Origin of the sequence: Sphingomonas sp., assembly GCF_035910975.1 — a bacterium.
Classification (GTDB): domain Bacteria; phylum Pseudomonadota; class Alphaproteobacteria; order Sphingomonadales; family Sphingomonadaceae; genus Sphingomonas.
The window spans coordinates 62549-78300 of the sequence record NZ_JAMHWM010000012.1 but is presented as its reverse complement, the minus strand read 5'-3'; the positions used below and the strand labels follow the sequence as shown (position 1 = coordinate 78300).

Annotated in this window: 18 protein-coding genes; 13 read left to right on the top strand and 5 right to left on the bottom strand. The window is 67.8% G+C overall.

Annotated elements, in window-relative coordinates:
• The first annotated feature begins 12 nt into the window (after window positions 1-12).
• Complete coding sequence (locus tag VYI76_RS03025; protein WP_326523294.1) at window positions 13-615, top strand: hypothetical protein; 603 nt, start codon at window positions 13-15, stop codon at window positions 613-615.
• Here the strand turns inward: VYI76_RS03025 and VYI76_RS03020 are convergent.
• A complete protein-coding gene (locus VYI76_RS03020; protein WP_326523293.1) occupies window positions 582-2393 on the bottom strand; it encodes an AcrB/AcrD/AcrF family protein in 1812 nt (603 codons plus the stop codon). The genes VYI76_RS03025 and VYI76_RS03020 overlap by 34 nt on opposite strands.
• 151 nt (window positions 2394-2544) lie before the next feature.
• Between VYI76_RS03020 and VYI76_RS03015 the strand changes: the two genes are divergently transcribed.
• Complete coding sequence (locus tag VYI76_RS03015) at window positions 2545-2961, top strand: GtrA family protein (protein WP_326523292.1); 417 nt, start codon at window positions 2545-2547, stop codon at window positions 2959-2961.
• Window positions 2962-2971: 10 nt separating this feature from the next.
• Window positions 2972-3700 (top strand): class I SAM-dependent methyltransferase, encoded by a 729-nt coding sequence (locus VYI76_RS03010; RefSeq protein ID WP_326523291.1) that lies wholly within the window; start codon window positions 2972-2974, stop codon window positions 3698-3700.
• Between the two features lie 16 nt (window positions 3701-3716).
• On the opposite strand, the gene VYI76_RS03005 is transcribed toward VYI76_RS03010, so the two are convergent.
• Window positions 3717-4757: a glycosyltransferase family 2 protein gene (locus VYI76_RS03005; RefSeq protein WP_326523290.1), complete on the bottom strand. Its 1041-nt coding sequence runs from the start codon at window positions 4755-4757 to the stop codon at window positions 3717-3719.
• Window positions 4758-4912: 155 nt separating this feature from the next.
• Between VYI76_RS03005 and VYI76_RS03000 the strand changes: the two genes are divergently transcribed.
• From VYI76_RS03000 to tldD, 3 genes are all read left to right on the top strand, one after another.
• Window positions 4913-7177, top strand: coding sequence for a TonB-dependent hemoglobin/transferrin/lactoferrin family receptor (locus VYI76_RS03000; RefSeq protein ID WP_326523289.1), 2265 nt, complete (start codon window positions 4913-4915; stop codon window positions 7175-7177).
• 13 nt (window positions 7178-7190) lie between these two features.
• Window positions 7191-8171, top strand: a complete 981-nt coding sequence (locus VYI76_RS02995) for a DUF6607 family protein (protein ID WP_326523288.1) — start codon at window positions 7191-7193, stop codon at window positions 8169-8171.
• A gap of 115 nt (window positions 8172-8286) precedes the next feature.
• Window positions 8287-9711: a metalloprotease TldD gene (tldD, locus tag VYI76_RS02990; RefSeq protein WP_326523287.1), complete on the top strand. Its 1425-nt coding sequence runs from the start codon at window positions 8287-8289 to the stop codon at window positions 9709-9711.
• Between the two features lie 5 nt (window positions 9712-9716).
• Here the strand turns inward: tldD and VYI76_RS02985 are convergent, their stop codons facing one another.
• A complete protein-coding gene (locus VYI76_RS02985) occupies window positions 9717-10013 on the bottom strand; it encodes a CcdB family protein (protein ID WP_326523286.1) in 297 nt (98 codons plus the stop codon).
• Window positions 10013-10258 (bottom strand): type II toxin-antitoxin system CcdA family antitoxin, encoded by a 246-nt coding sequence (locus tag VYI76_RS02980; protein ID WP_326523285.1) that lies wholly within the window; start codon window positions 10256-10258, stop codon window positions 10013-10015. The genes VYI76_RS02985 and VYI76_RS02980 overlap by 1 nt, the downstream gene beginning before the upstream one ends.
• Before the next feature lie 34 nt (window positions 10259-10292).
• Here VYI76_RS02980 and VYI76_RS02975 point away from each other — a divergent pair, with 34 nt between their 5' ends.
• The 4 genes from VYI76_RS02975 to VYI76_RS02960 all read left to right on the top strand — a co-directional run bounded on the left by VYI76_RS02975 (window position 10293) and on the right by VYI76_RS02960 (window position 12838).
• Window positions 10293-10850 carry a pyridoxamine 5'-phosphate oxidase family protein gene (locus tag VYI76_RS02975; RefSeq protein ID WP_326523334.1) on the top strand — a complete coding sequence of 186 codons (558 nt, stop codon included), beginning with the start codon at window positions 10293-10295 and terminating at the stop codon, window positions 10848-10850.
• Window positions 10850-11050 carry a putative signal transducing protein gene (locus VYI76_RS02970; protein WP_326523284.1) on the top strand — a complete coding sequence of 67 codons (201 nt, stop codon included), beginning with the start codon at window positions 10850-10852 and terminating at the stop codon, window positions 11048-11050. Before VYI76_RS02975 ends, VYI76_RS02970 begins: the two co-directional genes overlap by 1 nt.
• 142 nt (window positions 11051-11192) lie before the next feature.
• Window positions 11193-11531, top strand: coding sequence for a P-II family nitrogen regulator (locus tag VYI76_RS02965; RefSeq protein WP_326523283.1), 339 nt, complete (start codon window positions 11193-11195; stop codon window positions 11529-11531).
• Window positions 11532-11545: 14 nt separating this feature from the next.
• On the top strand, window positions 11546-12838 hold the full coding sequence (locus VYI76_RS02960) for an ammonium transporter (protein WP_326523282.1): 1293 nt from the start codon (window positions 11546-11548) through the stop codon (window positions 12836-12838).
• A 63-nt stretch (window positions 12839-12901) separates the two neighbouring features.
• Here the strand turns inward: VYI76_RS02960 and VYI76_RS02955 are convergent, their stop codons facing one another.
• Complete coding sequence (locus VYI76_RS02955) at window positions 12902-13342, bottom strand: MAPEG family protein (protein WP_326523281.1); 441 nt, start codon at window positions 13340-13342, stop codon at window positions 12902-12904.
• A 181-nt stretch (window positions 13343-13523) separates the two neighbouring features.
• Between VYI76_RS02955 and rpmF the strand changes: the two genes are divergently transcribed.
• The 3 genes from rpmF to VYI76_RS02940 are packed head-to-tail and all read left to right on the top strand — an operon-like array spanning window position 13524 to window position 15732.
• Complete coding sequence (gene rpmF / locus VYI76_RS02950; RefSeq protein WP_326523280.1) at window positions 13524-13703, top strand: 50S ribosomal protein L32; 180 nt, start codon at window positions 13524-13526, stop codon at window positions 13701-13703.
• 32 nt (window positions 13704-13735) lie between these two features.
• On the top strand, window positions 13736-14770 hold the full coding sequence (gene plsX, locus VYI76_RS02945) for a phosphate acyltransferase PlsX (RefSeq protein ID WP_326523279.1): 1035 nt from the start codon (window positions 13736-13738) through the stop codon (window positions 14768-14770).
• Window positions 14767-15732: a beta-ketoacyl-ACP synthase III gene (locus tag VYI76_RS02940; RefSeq protein WP_326523278.1), complete on the top strand. Its 966-nt coding sequence runs from the start codon at window positions 14767-14769 to the stop codon at window positions 15730-15732. The genes plsX and VYI76_RS02940 overlap by 4 nt, the downstream gene beginning before the upstream one ends.
• The last annotated feature ends 20 nt before the right edge of the window (window positions 15733-15752 follow it).

The following is a 15752-nucleotide window of genomic DNA, read 5'->3' as shown; positions in this document are numbered from 1 at the left end:
GCGGGCTATGTCATGGCCGATCGCATCGTGTTCGCGGTGCTGGTCGGGGCGACGGCGCTGCCGCAGATCGCCGCCGACCTGTCTGCCGACGAAACGGCGATCAACCTTACCGCGCTGGTACTGTCGTTCGTGCAGATCTACGTCAATCTGCTGGTCACCTTTCGCGCGCTCGATCACGGTGGCGGTGCTCCGCCGGGCTATGTCCGCGCCGACCTGACCGAGGGGCGCTACGCCGGGGCTTTCGCCCTCGGTTTCGCTAGCGTCGCCGCGATCCTTGGGGGGCTCATCCTGCTGATCGTTCCCGGCGTTTTGCTGATGCTGTTGTGGAGCGTGTCGCTGCCGGCGCTCGCCGCGGAGCGGATCGGCGCGATCGATGCCCTGCGTCGCAGCTGGCGGCTGGCGCGGCCGGCCCTGCGGCCGCTCGCGTTGACCCTTTTGCCGATCGTGCTGGCATGGCTGGCGATCTTCGCTGGAGTGGCGGTGATGTTTTGTCGGCCCCAGATGATCGACGTTATCAGCGGGGTACTCAACGTCGCGATGTCGGCGCTGCTGCCGTTCTCGGCCGCCGTGTGGGCGTTCGCCTATCTCGAACTGCGTGACGCCGGGTCGGCATAGTCGATCCGCCACAGCCTGAGCGGCGAACCCTTGGGCAGCGGCACGGGAATCAGCCAGGCGGGCACCTTGCCCTTCGCCAGCTGGCCGTAGAAGCCGTCGCGTGCGCGGGCGCGGTAGACGGTCGATTCGGGGATGTTGGGGCAGGTGAGCAACAGGCGCGCGCCGTGCGCCTGCGCGATCCGCCGGAAATTCTCCGGGCTGCCGGTGAAGGCGTGGTGGACGTCCAGGATCGCGTCGCCGTTGCGGTGGTACGGCCCGGCGATGCCGTAATGATGCGTCAGCGTGATGAGCCGCGGTCCCAGATCGACATGGGTGAAGATCACGCTCGCCGGAATCCGGTCCAGCACCCGCATCGCCGGCAGCGAGGCGCAGCGGCCGTGGGCGCGGTTGATGATGTCGGTGCGCTTGTCGGGCCGGTCGATCGGCAGCCAGCGGATCGCCAGGCCGGCGAACAGGCCGGACACGACCATGAACGCCGCCACCGATCCCACCACGCGGACCAGCAGGAAACGGTGGCCGAGGCACCATGGCACCAGCACCCAGGCGAGCGCGGTGGCGCCGGGCACCGCCAGCAATTGCGCGGCCGGTCCCGCGCGGACCTGCCACAGCAGCATCGCGACGGCGAAGCCGGTGAACAGCGCGACCGGCGCCCACAGCGCGAACGCCGCCGTCCCGCGCGCGCGCCACGTCGCCACGATCGCCCCGATCAGCCCCATCACCGGCAGCGCCGCGATGGGCAGCGCGCTGCGCAGCGGATGCTTGTAGATCGGCTTGGCCTCGCGGACGTTGTTCAGCCAGGTGCGGGCCAGTTCGTCCGACACGCCTTCGGGCCGCGACAGGCATTGCGGGAAGATCAGCGCGAAGCCGATCGCGATAATGGCCCCGGCGACCGCGGCCATCGCCAGCCGCGCGGAGCGGGCCTGCGGATTGAGGCGCGCCATCACGAACAGCTTGGCGCCGGCCAGCACCAGTACCGACAGCCAGACAGGCGTCAGCGCGTCGCAGCGCATCGCCTGGTTGGCGTTTGACGCGAACACTGCGAAGCCCAGCGCCGATCCGCCGCCCAGCGTCAGCGCATAGGCCGCCAGCCGCCGCGCCTCGCCCGCATCCCACACCCAGCGCAAGGTCAGGATCGCGCCGGCCATCGCGCCGTAAGGCAGCATCTCCAGCCCGATCGACAGCGATGTCGCGGTCGCCAGCCCGACGATCGCACCGCCGCGCGCGCGCCGGCGGTCGGCCAGCCCCGCGACCGTCAGCGCCAGCATCGCCAGCTGCCAGCCATGGTGGTCGATGCGCATCGGCATGAACATCAGCATCGCCGCGGTCGCGCCGAGCATGATGATGATCGCCAGCGCATAGGCCGGCGTCGCGATCAGCCGCCGCACGGTGAAGGCGAACGCGCCCATCACCACCGCCAGCGGCAGCATCGGTGCGATGCCGCATGCCAGCCGTTCCGCCGATGCGGTGCCGACGAACGGCTTGAAGATCAGGATCAGCGCCGCGATCGGCAGATCGACGATGCGGGACCAGTGGATGTTGAAGCCGTGCGGCGGGTTCAGGCGGTATTGGGTCAGGTCGTACCAGCCCTGACCGGCGAGCAGCCCGCGCACCTGCATCAGCCGCATGTTGTCGTCGGTGTCGCCCAGCGCGAGCCAGTGGACCGCGCCCCAGCGGGTCACCATCCAGTAGATGGCGATCGTCAGCCACGCCGCCAGCGTGATGCGCAGCCAGTGGCGGTCGAGCAGCGTCTCGAAGCGCGAAGGCACCGTGTCGATCAATTCGCTTCCCCTGACGGCGCGTTGAGAATAGGGCGACGCCCCATCATCCGTTCGCCCTGAGCCTGTCGAAGGGCTGTCCTTCTTTCCCTGCGGGTTAGAAGAAAGTACAGTCCTTCGACAAGCTCAGGCCGAACGGCCCCAGGGTCAGCACGTGGTTTCCAAGGCACTCCATCACCTGAATTCGAACACCGTCCACGGCCAGCTCGTGCGCTATGCGATCTCGGGCGGGGCGGTGACGGCGATCGGTGGCGCGCTGTACCTTGCGCTCGTCCTGGCGACGACGATCGACGAACAGGTGGCAATGCTCGCCGCCTATCTGGTATGCGTCGCGATCGGCTATGTCATCCACAGCCGCTGGTCGTTCCGCGGCCACGGCAGCCGCGACAATCCGGGAAAGACGACCAGCCGTTTCTTCATCGCGAGCCTCATCAGCTATGCGCTCAACGCCGCGTTCACTTGGGCATTGGTACGCGGGATCGAGCTACCGCGCTGGACGCCGGTGCTGACCACCCTGTTCGTCACTCCCGTCATCATGTTCGTGGTAAACCGCCGCTGGGTTTTCGCGTAAGGCTCTCCTGATGGATCGCATCGTCTACGACCGCATGGCCGCGCATGATTCCACCCATTGGTGGTATCGCGCCCGCCGGGACATCCTGGCCGACTATGTGGCGCGCTATGCCGGCCTGCCAAAGGACGCGCGGGTGCTGGAGATCGGCTGCGGCACGGGCCACAACCTACCGATGCTGGCGAGCTTCGGCGAGGTAGACGCGATCGAGATCGACGAGGCCGCGCGGGAGATCGCCAGCCAGCGGCTGGGCAAGCCGGTCGGCTCCGCGCCGCTGCCGGAGCTGGAAGGCGTTCCCAAGGGCAGCTATGACATGATCGCGGTACTCGACGTGATCGAGCATATCGACGACGATGTCGCCGCGCTGAAGGCGATGGCCGAGGCGCTGAAGCCCGGCGGCAGGATCCTGATCGCGGTGCCGGCGCATGGATGGATGTGGAGCGCACACGACGTGGTGAACCACCACAAGCGCCGTTACTCAAAGTCGATGCTCGACGCGGCGATTCGCCAGGCGGGGCTGACGCACAACGGACTGCGCTGGTTCAACTCGCTGCTGTTCCCCGCCGCCGTCGCCGCGCGTTTCGCGGGCAGGTTGACCGGCAAGGACGACAGCGACGATTCGCCGCCGGCAAAGCCGATCAACGCGCTGTTCGAACGCATCTTCCGCATCGAGCGGCACCTTGTCGGCCGCGTGCCGATGACGCCGGGGCTGTCGATCATCACGCTCGCGTCGAAGCCGTAGGCCCCGCGGCGAGGCGTCACCCCTCGTCGTGCGGGGTCGCGGCGATCAGGCCTTCGGTCGGCTCGGGCCGGACGGGGCGCGGCCCGTCGCCGGCGCGGTAGCCGAGCGAGGCGCGGCCCTGCACCGGACCCGCCACGTCGGCGACGAGATAGAGCGGCCGGCGCTTCGATTCTACGTACAGCCGCCCCAGATATTCGCCGATCATCCCCAATACGAACATCTGCACGCTGCCCAGGAACAGCACGACCAGCATCGTCGAGGTCCAGCCGGCGACCGTGTTGCCCAGGAAGAAGCCGACGACGACGTAGAGCAGCAGCAGCGCCGTCGCCCCCGTCAGCGCGAGGCCGACATGGCTGGCGAAGCGCAGCGGCGCGGTCGAGAAGCCGGTCACCGCGTCGAGCGCGAAGCGGATCATCTTGGCCAGCGGATATTTGCTTTCGCCGGCCAGCCGCTCGTGCCGGTCGTATAGGAACGGCACCTGGCGGAAGCCGATCCACGCGACCATGCCGCGGATGAAGCGCGCCTGTTCGGGAAGTGACAGGAAGGCGTCGAGCGCGCGCCGGCTCATCAGACGGAAGTCGCCGGTGTCCAGCGGGATCGGCACGTCGGTGACGCGATCGAGTACGCGGTAGAAGGCCGCGGCGGTCAGTTTCTTGAACACGGTCTCGCCGTCGCGTTTGCGGCGCACGGCATAGACGACGTCGGCGTCCTGTTCGGCCATCGCCTGACGCATTTCGGCCAGCAGTTCGGGCGGGTCCTGAAGATCGGCGTCGATGATGAGGATCTGTTCGCCCGCGCACAGGTCCAGCCCGGCCGTCAGCGCGAGCTGGTGGCCGTGGTTGCGCGACAGGTTGATCGCGACGAGCCGCGGGTCGGTCGCCGCCAGTCGCTGCATGACCGCCCAGCTCGCGTCGCGTGATCCGTCGTTGATCAGCACGATCTCGTGATCGTCGCCGACCGCCGCCTTCGCCGCCGCCGAGACGCGGGCGTGCAACGCCTCGAGGCAGGCTTCCTCATTGTAGCAGGGAATGACGACGGAGAGGGCGGGGCGGTGCATCGTTCGGGCTTTAGCGCTAGCGAGCGGCGCCGTCACCGGGCTTTGACACGGTCGGGATGAAGGAGGTGCGGCGCGGGCTTGACCGGGGAAGGGGGAAGCGCCTATCGGGCGCTAATGCGAGTCACTCGCGTTATCATAAAGCAAGGGGAAATCAGGTGAAGTTCCGATCGAACGGCGTTCTCGCTGCTGCGCTGCTGCTTGCGGGGACCGCCATCGTGCCGGGTGCCCGTGCGGCGACACCGAACGACGCAGTCTCCGGCGATCCGGCGCAGGGCGGCGCGCAGGTGCGCGACGGACGCGAGATCGTGACGGTCACCGCCACCCGCCTGCCGATCGCGGTGCAGGACGCTCCGGCCACCGTCACGGTGATCGACGATCGTCGCATCGCCGACGAGATCGCGACCGACATCAAGGACCTCGTCCGCTTCGAACCCGGCATCAGCGTCGCGCGCCAGCCCGCGCGCTTCGGCGCGGCGCTGGGCACGACCGGGCGGGCCCAGAACGAGGGCTTCACGATCCGCGGGATCGGCGGCAACCGCGTGCTGATCCAGGTCGACGGCATCCGCGTGCCCGACGGCTTCACCTTCGGCGCGCAATCGGCCGGGCGTGGCGATTATGTCGACGTCGGGCTGGTCAAGTCGGTCGAAATCCTGCGCGGCCCGGCCTCGGCGCTCTATGGCAGCGACGGGCTGGCCGGCGCGGTCAGCTTCGTCACCAGCGACCCGGCCGACATCCTTCGCGATGGCCGCGGCATCGGCGGGCTGCTGCGCGCCAGCTGGTCGAGCGCGGACGACGAGTTCGCCGAAACTGCCATCCTGGCGGGCCGGAGCGGCAACTGGTCGGCGATGGCGGCCTATACCCGCCGCGATTACGGCCCGCTCGACAACATGGGCACCAACGAGGTGCTTGGCGCGGCGCGCACCACGCCCAACCCGCAGGATGGCCGATCGAACGCGGCGCTGGGGCGAATCGTGTACGAGAATGGCGGACACAAGCTGCGGCTGACCGGCGAGTATCTCGACACCCGGCTGGAGACGGATGTGTTGTCCGGCCTGACCCCGATCACCACGCCGCCCGCGGCGAGCAGCGTCGATTTGCTGCGTGGCCGCGATACCGGCAAGCGCGCCCGCGCCTCGGCCGACTGGACGTGGAACGGGGACGGCACGCTCCAGTTCGCGCGCCTGGCCGGATACTGGCAGGATGCGAAGGACGTGCAGTTCACCGACGAGGACCGCACGCCGCTCGCCGATCGCGAACGGCTCAACACGTTCGAGAACCGCGTATACGGCGCGGCGGGCGAGGTCCGGCTGGGCTTCGACACCGGCGGGATCGGCCACCGTGTGGTGCTGGGCGGTGACATCAGTTTTACCCGGCAACAGGGTCTGCGCGACGGCGTGACGCCGCCGGCGGGCGAAGTCTATCCGACTCGCGCCTTTCCGGTGACCGATTACATGCTCGCCGGCCTGTTCCTGTCGGACGAGATCACGCTCGGGCCGGTGTCGCTCTATCCGGCGCTGCGCTTCGACGCCTATGACCTGAAGCCGACCGACGATCCGTTGCTGCCGACGTTCCGCGAGGCCGCGCAATCGGGGTCGCGCCTGTCGCCCAAGCTGGGCGCGGTGGCGAAGCTGACCGACAGCGTGCGGCTGTTCGCCAACTATGCGCAGGGCTTCAAGGCGCCCGAGCCCGCCCAAGTCAACAATTTCTTCGAGAACCCGGCGCAGGGCTATGTCAGCATTCCGAACCCCAACCTGCGCCCCGAAAACAGCCGCAGCTTCGAAGGTGGCGCGCGTTTCGCCAATCGGTGGGTGTCGCTCGACCTGACGGGTTTCCACGGCAAGTACCGCGATTTCATCGAGCAGGTCGAGACGACCGGCCGCCTGTCGCCGACGCCGGCGGCCCCCTGGGTGTATCAATGGGTCAACCGCGGCCGGGTCGAGGTAAGCGGAGTCGAGGGCCGTATCGAGGTGCGGCCGGCGCGCGGCGTCACCGTCAGCGCCGCCGCCGCCTATGCCGATGGCGACGCGATCTCGCCCGCCGGCGTGCGCACCCCGCTCCAGTCGGTCGATCCGCTCAAGCTGGTCATGGGCCTCGGCTACGATGCCCCCGACCGGCGCTTCGGGGGGCGGCTGTCGACGACCTATGTCGCGCAGAAGGAGATCGCCGAGACGCGCGGCGCGGCCTGCGCGGGTGCGGCGGGCACCGGCTGTTTCCGGGGCCGCGAGGTCGCGGTGCTTGATCTGACCGCCTATGCGCGCGTGGGCGAGGCGATCACGCTGCGCGGCGGCCTGTTCAACATCACCGACATCAAATACTGGTCGTGGAGTGACATTCGCGGGCTTGCCGCGGCATCGGCCGTGCGTGACGCCTATTCGCAGCCGGGCCGCAACGGTAGCGTCTCGATCAGCTTCCGTTTCTGAGAAGGGCCATATCATGATCCTCCGCACTTCCCTGATCGCGCTGTCGCTGTCGCTGTTGACTGCGGCTCCGGCATTGGCCGACGGGCCCGTCGCGGTCCGCGCTGCCGATGCCGAGACCGCGTCGTTCGAGGCCGATCGTCGCGACATCCTGGCAATGGCCGGAAACTACCGCGTGAAGTTCGACATGCGCGAGACCACGTCATGGCGTGCCGACTATACCCCGTTCGCCGAAAAGGTTTCGGGCGGCAACGAAGCCGTGCGCGTGATCGAGGACACCGGGCGCAAGATCAGCCTGCAGCACCTGCTCGTCGTCGAGATGGGCGAGCACAAGATGATCATCAAGCACTGGCGCCAGGACTGGGAGTATGAGCCTGCGCGCGTGCTGGTCTATTCCGGCCCGGACGCCTGGACGTGGGAAGACGTGCCCGAGCGGATGCGCAAGGGCCGCTGGTCGCAGACCGTGTACCAGGTCGATGATTCGCCGCGCTATGGCGGCTGGGGCCAGTGGACTGCGGAAGGCGGCGTGCGGCGCTGGCGTTCGAGCTGGACGCTGCGCCCGCTCGCCCGGCGCGACGCGGTGCGCGGGCCGGTGTATGACCGCTATCTGGGGATCAACCGCCATTCGCCGACGCCGACCGGCTGGATCCACTGGCAGGACAATATCAAGCAGGGCGAGATCGACGGCAAGCTGGTGCCGATCGTGCAGGAGGACGTGCTCAACACCTACACCCGCTCCGACGCCTTCAACTTCAAGCTGGCCGACGATTACTGGGCGGCGACCAAGGGCTATTGGGCGACGATCCGCGCCGAATGGGCGCGCATCGGCCAGGCCAAGAACGGCATCCGCATCACCGAGGAAGCCGAACACGGCACCGTCATCTCGCGCCGCCTGCTCGAGATCGCCGGCGAGATTCAGGACGGCAAGACGACCGAGGCGAAGGCGATCGCAACCGCCAAGGCGCTGATCGACCAGGCGACGAAGGCTGCGAACTGACATCGGGCTGACCGGTTAAAGGGGGAGGCCGGAGGGGAGCGACGCCGTTCGCTGCCCTCCGGTCGTTTGCGCGAGGGGGCTTTGCCCCGCGGACTGCGCGCCTTATCTATCGCGCATGAACGCAGCCGCCGATCCCCGCCAGTTCCTTTATCGACCGGGGCTGGACCCCGATGCCGCGAAAGCGCTGACCGCCGACGCGCTGGCGCGTGCCGACGACGGCGAGCTGTACCTGCAATATCGCAGGTCCGAGGCGTTCGGCTTTGACGACGGGCGATTGAAGACCGCGAGCTACGACACCCATGCCGGCTTCGGCCTGCGCGCGGTATCGGGCGAGACCACCGCCTTCGCCCATGCCAACGAGCTGTCCGAGGCCGCGATCAAGCGCGCGGCGGAAACGATGGCGCTGATCGATCCGGCGACGGGGCCAAAGCCGGCGCCTCCGGCGCGGACCAACCGTCACCTCTACACCGATGCCGATCCGCTCGACCTGGTCCCCTTCGCCGACAAGGTGAATCTGTGTCAGGCGATCGACGCGGCCGCGCGCGCGCGCGATCCGCGCGTCGCCCAGGTTTCCGTCTCGCTGCTGGGATCATGGAGCGTTGTCGAGATCGTCCGCGCCGACGGCTTCGTCGCGACCGACGTGCGGCCGCTCGTTCGCCTCAATGTGTCGATCGTGGTCGAGTCGAACGGGCGGCGCGAGACCGGCAGCTTCGGCACCGGCGGGCGCACCACCTATGACCGGCTGCTGGAGGCGGCGACGTGGAACCGCGCGATCGACGAAGCCCTCGCCCAGGCGCTCGTAAATCTGGAGGCGGTTCCCGCGCCGGCCGGCGAGATGACCGTGCTGCTCGGCCCCGGCTGGCCCGGCGTGCTGCTGCACGAGGCGGTCGGCCACGGCCTGGAGGGCGATTTCAACCGTAAGGGCACCAGCGTCTTCTCCGGCCGGATCGGCGAGCGTGTCGCCGCGCCCGGCGTGACGGTGATCGACGACGGATCGATCCTCGACCGGCGCGGGTCGCTCAGCATCGACGACGAGGGCACGCCGACGCAGGAGAATATCCTGATCGAGGACGGCATCCTGAAGGGCTATATCCACGACCGGCTCAACGCGCGGCTGATGGGCGTCGCGCCGACCGGCAACGGCCGGCGAGAGAGCTTCGCGCACGCGCCGATGCCGCGGATGACCAACACCTTCATGCGCGGCGGGAACGACGACCCGGCCGAACTGCTGTCGCGCGTGAAGCGAGGCATCTTCGCCAAGTCGTTCGGCGGCGGATCGGTCGATATCGTGTCGGGCAAGTTCGTGTTCAGCTGTACCGAGGCGTATCTGATCGAAGACGGCCGGCTCGGCGCGCCGATCAAGGGCGCGACGCTGATCGGCGACGGCGCGTCGGCGCTGACCCGGGTGCGCGGCATCGGCAACGACATGGCGCTCGACGAAGGCATCGGCATGTGCGGCAAGGGCGGGCAGAGCGTGCCGGCCGGCGTGGGGCAGCCGACCTTGCTGGTCGAGGGGCTGACGGTCGGCGGGACGGGGTAAGGGCTTCAGGCCGTTCCGATCAGCACGTCGATCGCGCCGACGATCTGCAAGCGCTCCTGTTCCAGTGATCCCACGCGGTGCCGAAGTTCGCGAGCCCGCACCGATGTGGCGAACTGGGTGACCATGACGACATCTTCACCGGCGACCGAGAAGCGGGGATGGAGCCGCGTCATCATCACCATGTCTGGCGCATATGCGATCAGCGGCACGACGAGCCGGGTGTCATATCGATCGATCAAGTCGGACTGGCAGTCGAGCACCAGACTGCCGTCGCCGAGACGAAAGACGTCGAACTGCGCCATCAGAACAACCGATATTTTTCGAGCGGCAGCCCGTTTTCCTCGACCCAGTCGTTCCAGTAATCGAAGGCAGCGCGGTTTTCCTCCTTCCACCGCCGGTCCTGCTCGGCCTTGGTCGCCGCGCGCAAGGCCGCCTCGCTGACCTGCGAGATATTGATGCCGACATCGCGCGCGGCGGCGATCACCCCGCTATCGATGGACATGTTCACCGGGCGGCGCTTACCCTTCACGGTCGAATCATGTTTCATGCGCATAGCATGTGCGCAGTTCCTGGGGCAGGCAATGGCAGACTTCTTTCCCACGCTGACCGACGATCACATCGCCTTCATCGCGAGGCAGCCGATGTTCTTCGTCGCCACGGCGGCGGACGGGGCGCGGATCAACCTTAGCCCCAAGGGCTATGACGCGTTTCGCGTTATCGATCCACAGACCGTCGCCTATCTCGATCTCGGCGGGTCGGGCAACGAGACGCAGGCGCATCTGGCCGCCGACGGGCGTATCACGATCATGTTCTGCGCGTTCGACAATCCCGCGCTGATCCTGCGCATCTACGGGCGCGGCGTGGCGGTGCTGCCGCAGGACGAGGGGTTCACCGACCTCGCCGAACGCTTCCCGAAGCTAGCCGGTGTGCGGCAGGTGTTCGTCATCCGCGTCGAAAGCGTGCAGACTAGCTGCGGTTGGGGCGTCCCGCGGATGACGCTGGAACAGGAACGCCCGACCCTGAACAAATATCATGCCCAGCAAGACCCGGCGGCGCGGCTGGCGCGGATCGCCGACCGCACCCGCAGCATCGACGGCCTGCCGCAGCGCGTGCAGGCGTTCATCCCGCCCGCCGGCTGATGGCGCTGGTCGAGATCGCGCGGGTCGACCGCAATCTGGCGAACATCATCGTCGGACGGCTGGAAAGCGAAGGCATCCCCGCCGTGGCGTTCGACGGCGGCGCGAGCATCGCCGATGGCAGCTGGCTGTTGATCCCGGTGCGGGTGATGGTCGATGACGAGGATGCGGAACTGGCGCGAACCTTTCTCGACGCTGCCTGATTTTCAGGCAGCTTTTCGCGACTGCACAAAAATTAACGCGCGGTAACGATCCCGCGACCCACGCAAGTCACTGAAATCACGTGACTGTGACTCTGGCACGACGTTTGCGATGCAGCATCCCGGGACTTCGAAGGGGGCGCGCATGAAGCTTATCATCGCCATCATCAAGCCGTTCAAGCTGGACGAGGTCCGCGAAGCGCTGACCGAGATCGGCGTGGCGGGCATGACCGTGACCGAGGTGAAGGGGTTCGGCAGGCAGAAGGGCCAGACCGAAATCTACCGCGGCGCCGAATACAGCACCAACATGGTGCCCAAGATCAAGATCGAGGTGGTCTGCGCGACCGACGTCGCGCCGCGCGCGATCGAGGCGATCCAGGCCGCCGCCAACACCGGCGCGATCGGCGACGGCAAGATCTTTGTGCTCGACGTCGGCCAGGCGGTGCGCATCCGCACCGGCGAGACCGACCAGACCGCGCTGTGAGCAAGGGGGACACAATGAAGCGACTTATCAAGTTTGCCGCCGCTGGCGCGGGTCTGTTCGCCGCCGGCCCGGCCTTCGCTCAGGAAGCGACACCGACGCTGAGCAGCGGTGACACCGCGTGGATGATGGTATCGACCGTACTGGTACTGGCGATGATCGTGCCGGGCCTGGCGCTGTTCTATGGCGGGCTGGTGCGCACCAAGAACATGCTGTCGGTGCTGACCCATGTGCTGGCGGTCGCGTGCGTCGCGATGCTGGCCTGGGTGACCTGGGGCTATTCGCTGGCGTTCGACGAAGGCTCCGCGTTCATCGGCGGCACGTCGAAACTGCTGCTCGCGGGCATCACCCCCGACACGCTGTCGGGCACGATCCCTGAGTTCGTCTTCGTCAGTTTCCAGATGACGTTCGCGGCGATCACCTGCGCGCTGATCGTCGGCGCGCTGGCCGAACGCGTGAAGTTCACCGCGCTGATGATCTTTTCGCTGATCTGGCTGACGATCGTCTATTTTCCGCTGGCGCACATGGTCTGGGCGTCGGGCGGCTATTTCTTTGAAATGGGCGCGCTCGATTTCGCCGGCGGCACCGTGGTGCACATCAATGCGGGCGTGTCCGGCCTGGTCGGCTGCATCCTGCTGGGCAAGCGTATCGGCTATCAGAAGGAAGCGCTGGCGCCGCATTCGATGACGATGACGCTGATCGGCACCGGCCTGCTGTGGGTCGGCTGGTTCGGGTTCAACGCCGGTTCGGCGCTGGCCGCGAACGGCACCGCCGCGCTGGCGATGATCAACACCTTCACCGCTACGGCGGCGGGCGCTGTCGCCTGGCTGCTGGCGGAGCGGGTCGCCGGTCACAAGTCGTCGCTGCTGGGTGCCTGTTCCGGCGTGATCTCCGGCCTGGTCGCGGTGACACCGGCCGCCGGCAACGCCGGGCCGTTCGGCGCGATCGTGCTGGGGGCGGTCGCTTCGATCGCGGCCTTCTGGTTCGTGACGTCGCTCAAGCCCAGGCTCGGCTTTGACGATACGGCCGACGTGTTCGGCATCCACGGCGTCGCCGGGATCGTCGGATCGATCCTGACCGCGGTCACCTATGCACCCGCCTTCGGCGGACCTGGCGATGCGGATTATGCGATCGGTGGCCAGATGGTGACCCAGATCTTCGCGACCGGCGTCGCGGTGGTGTGGGCGGCCGTCGGCTCCGCGATCGCCTTTGGCGCGGTCAAGGCGGTGATCGGCCTGCGCGTCGCCGAAGAGGTCGAGCGCGAAGGACTCGATCTCGGCGAACATGGCGAGCGCGCCTATAATTATTGACGAGGTTCCTCCTGCGGACGACTGGGCCGGCAGCCTACAAGCTGCCGGCCCCTTTTTTGCGTGTCAGGCGGCGGGCACCGGCGCCAGGGTGAGCACCGGGCTGGTGTGTACCGGCTGCGCGGCATAGGCGGTCCAGGCCGCTTCGCCGGCGAGCAGCAGCAGGACGAGCATCGTCAGGCCCACCCCGATCGCGCGGCCCGGCTTCCACGTGTCCATTCCGAACCCGTGACAGACGCGAGCGAGGACGAACACGAAGCCATAGCCCCAAGCATAGAGCGACGGTCCTTTTGCGAGTTCGAGCAGCCCCAGCAGGATCAGCACGAAGGGCGCGTATTCGACGAAATTGGCGTGGGCGCGCATCCGGGCGATCACCGCCATATTGTCACCGTCACCCACCGATACCCTGTGCAGCCGGCGCATCTGGCCGACCCGCACCGCCAGCCAGATGTTGAGCAGGCCGCATGCGGCGGCGGTCGCGAGTGTCGCGGGCAGGACGATCGTCATGGTCATATTCCCCCTTTGTTGAAGTGCCTCAGCCTCGCATCCGGCCATTCCGGTTGCAACAGCGCGCAGAATCGCTATAGGCGCGCCTTCGCTTTGCGGCCGTTCGAGCGCTTGCCCCGTCGGGGCGGGCGCTGTAGCGCGTCCTGCGACATACGAATCTGCGTTTGAGAAGGTTGCCGAAATGGCCGTCCCCAAGAGAAAGACCTCGCCGTCGCGGCGTGGCATGCGCCGGGCGCACGATGCGCTGTCGGTCGAAGCGTTCCAGGAATGCCCGAACTGCGGCGAGCTGAAGCGTCCGCACAACCTGTGCAACGCGTGCGGCCACTATAACGGCCGCGAAGTCGTCTCGGTCGAAGGCTGATCCAGCCCACTCTCGGAGCACAGAGCACCGCAATGTCCCCCGATGCGCGGATCGCCGTCGATGCGATGGGCGGTGACGAGGGGCTTGCGGTGATGCTCGCGGGCGTCGCGCATGCGCGACGCCGGTTCGACGGCATGCGATTCTTCCTGGTCGGCGACGAGGAACGGATTCGCGCCGGCCTGGCGAATCACCCCAATCTGACGGCGGCGTCGGAGATCGTCCACGCGCCCGATGTCGTCGCGTCCGATGCCAAGCCCAGCCAGGCGCTGCGCCGCGCCAAGACCACGTCGATGGGCGTCGCGATCGACCTGGTGAAACAGGGTCGCGCCGCCGCCGCCGTATCCTCCGGCAACACCGGCGCGCTGATGGCGATGGCCAAGCTGTCGCTGCGCACCATGCCCGGTATCGACCGCCCGGCGCTCGCCGCGATGCTGCCGAGCCTGGGCGAGACCGACACGGTGATGCTCGATCTGGGCGCCAACACCGAGTGCGATGCGAAGAACCTCGTCCAGTTCGCGGTGATGGGTGCAGCCTGGGCGCGCACCACGCTCGACCTTGCCAGCCCCCGCGTCGCGCTGCTCAACATCGGCACCGAGGACATGAAGGGCACCGACATCATCCGCGAAGCCGCCGCCCTGCTGCGCGCCGCCGATCACCTGCCGCTGACCTTCGCCGGCTTCATCGAGGGCGACCGCATCTCTCGCGGGCATGTCGACGTGGTGGTGTGCGACGGCTTTTCGGGCAACATCGCGCTCAAGACGGCGGAGGGCACCGCGCGCTTCGTCGCCGACCTTCTGAAACGCGCGTTCAGCAGCTCGATCCGTTCCAAGGTCGGCTTCCTGATCTCGAAGCCCGCGACGCAGCTGCTGCGCGATCATCTCGACCCCAACAACCATAATGGTGCGGTGTTCCTGGGCCTCAACGGACTGGTGGTGAAGAGCCACGGCGGCGCGACAGAGGTCGGGGTGGCGCATGCGATCGGCGTCGCCGCCAAGATGGTGCGCGACGATCTGACGCGCCGCATCACCGACGATCTCGCGCATTTCGAACGACAGGCGGCGGCATGAACGGCGTGCGATCGGTGATCCTGGGAACCGGATCGGCGCTGCCCGCGCGGCGCGTGTCGAACGCGGAACTGGCGCAGCAGATCGATACCAGCGACGAATGGATCGTCGAGCGCACCGGCATCCGCTTCCGCCACATCGCTGGCCCGGACGAGACCACCTCCACGCTCGCCGCCGATGCCGCCCGGGCCGCGATCGCGGCGGCCGGGATAGAGGCGCGCGACATCGACCTGATCGTGCTGGCGACCGCCACGCCCGACCAGACCTTTCCGGCCAGCGCCACCAAGGTTCAGGCGTTGCTGGGCATCGAGGATTGCGTCGCGTTCGACGTGGCGGCGGTATGTTCGGGCTTTCTCTACGCGCTCCAGGTGGCGGACAGCATGATCCGCGCCGGCGCCTACGCCCGCGCGCTGGTGATCGGCGCGGAGACGTTCAGCCGCATCCTCGACTGGGAAGACCGCGGCACCTGCGTGCTGTTCGGCGACGGCGCAGGGGCGATCGTGCTCGCGGCGGAGGAAGACAGCGAGCGCGGCATCCTGGCGACGAAGCTGCACGCCGATGGCCGCCACAATGACCTGCTCTACGTCGATGGCGGTCCGTCGACCACCGGCACCGTCGGCAAGGTGCGGATGAAGGGGCGCGAGGTGTTTCGCCACGCCGTCGTCAACCTGGCGGCCGTGATGGGCGAATCGCTGGGCGCGGCGGGGCTGACCGCCGCCGACGTCGACTGGGTGGTGCCGCACCAGGCCAACGCCCGCATCCTCGACGCGACCGCCAAGAAGCTCGGCCTCGCGCCCGAGAAGGTGGTGGTTACCGTGGACCAGCACGCCAACACCTCGGCAGCATCGGTGCCGCTCGCGCTCGACACCGCAGTGCGCGACGGACGCGTCAGGCGCGGCGACCTGCTGGTGCTCGAGGCGATGGGCGGCGGCTTCACCTGGGGCGCCGCCGTCGTTCGATATTGAGATTCGTGACGAAGCCGTAA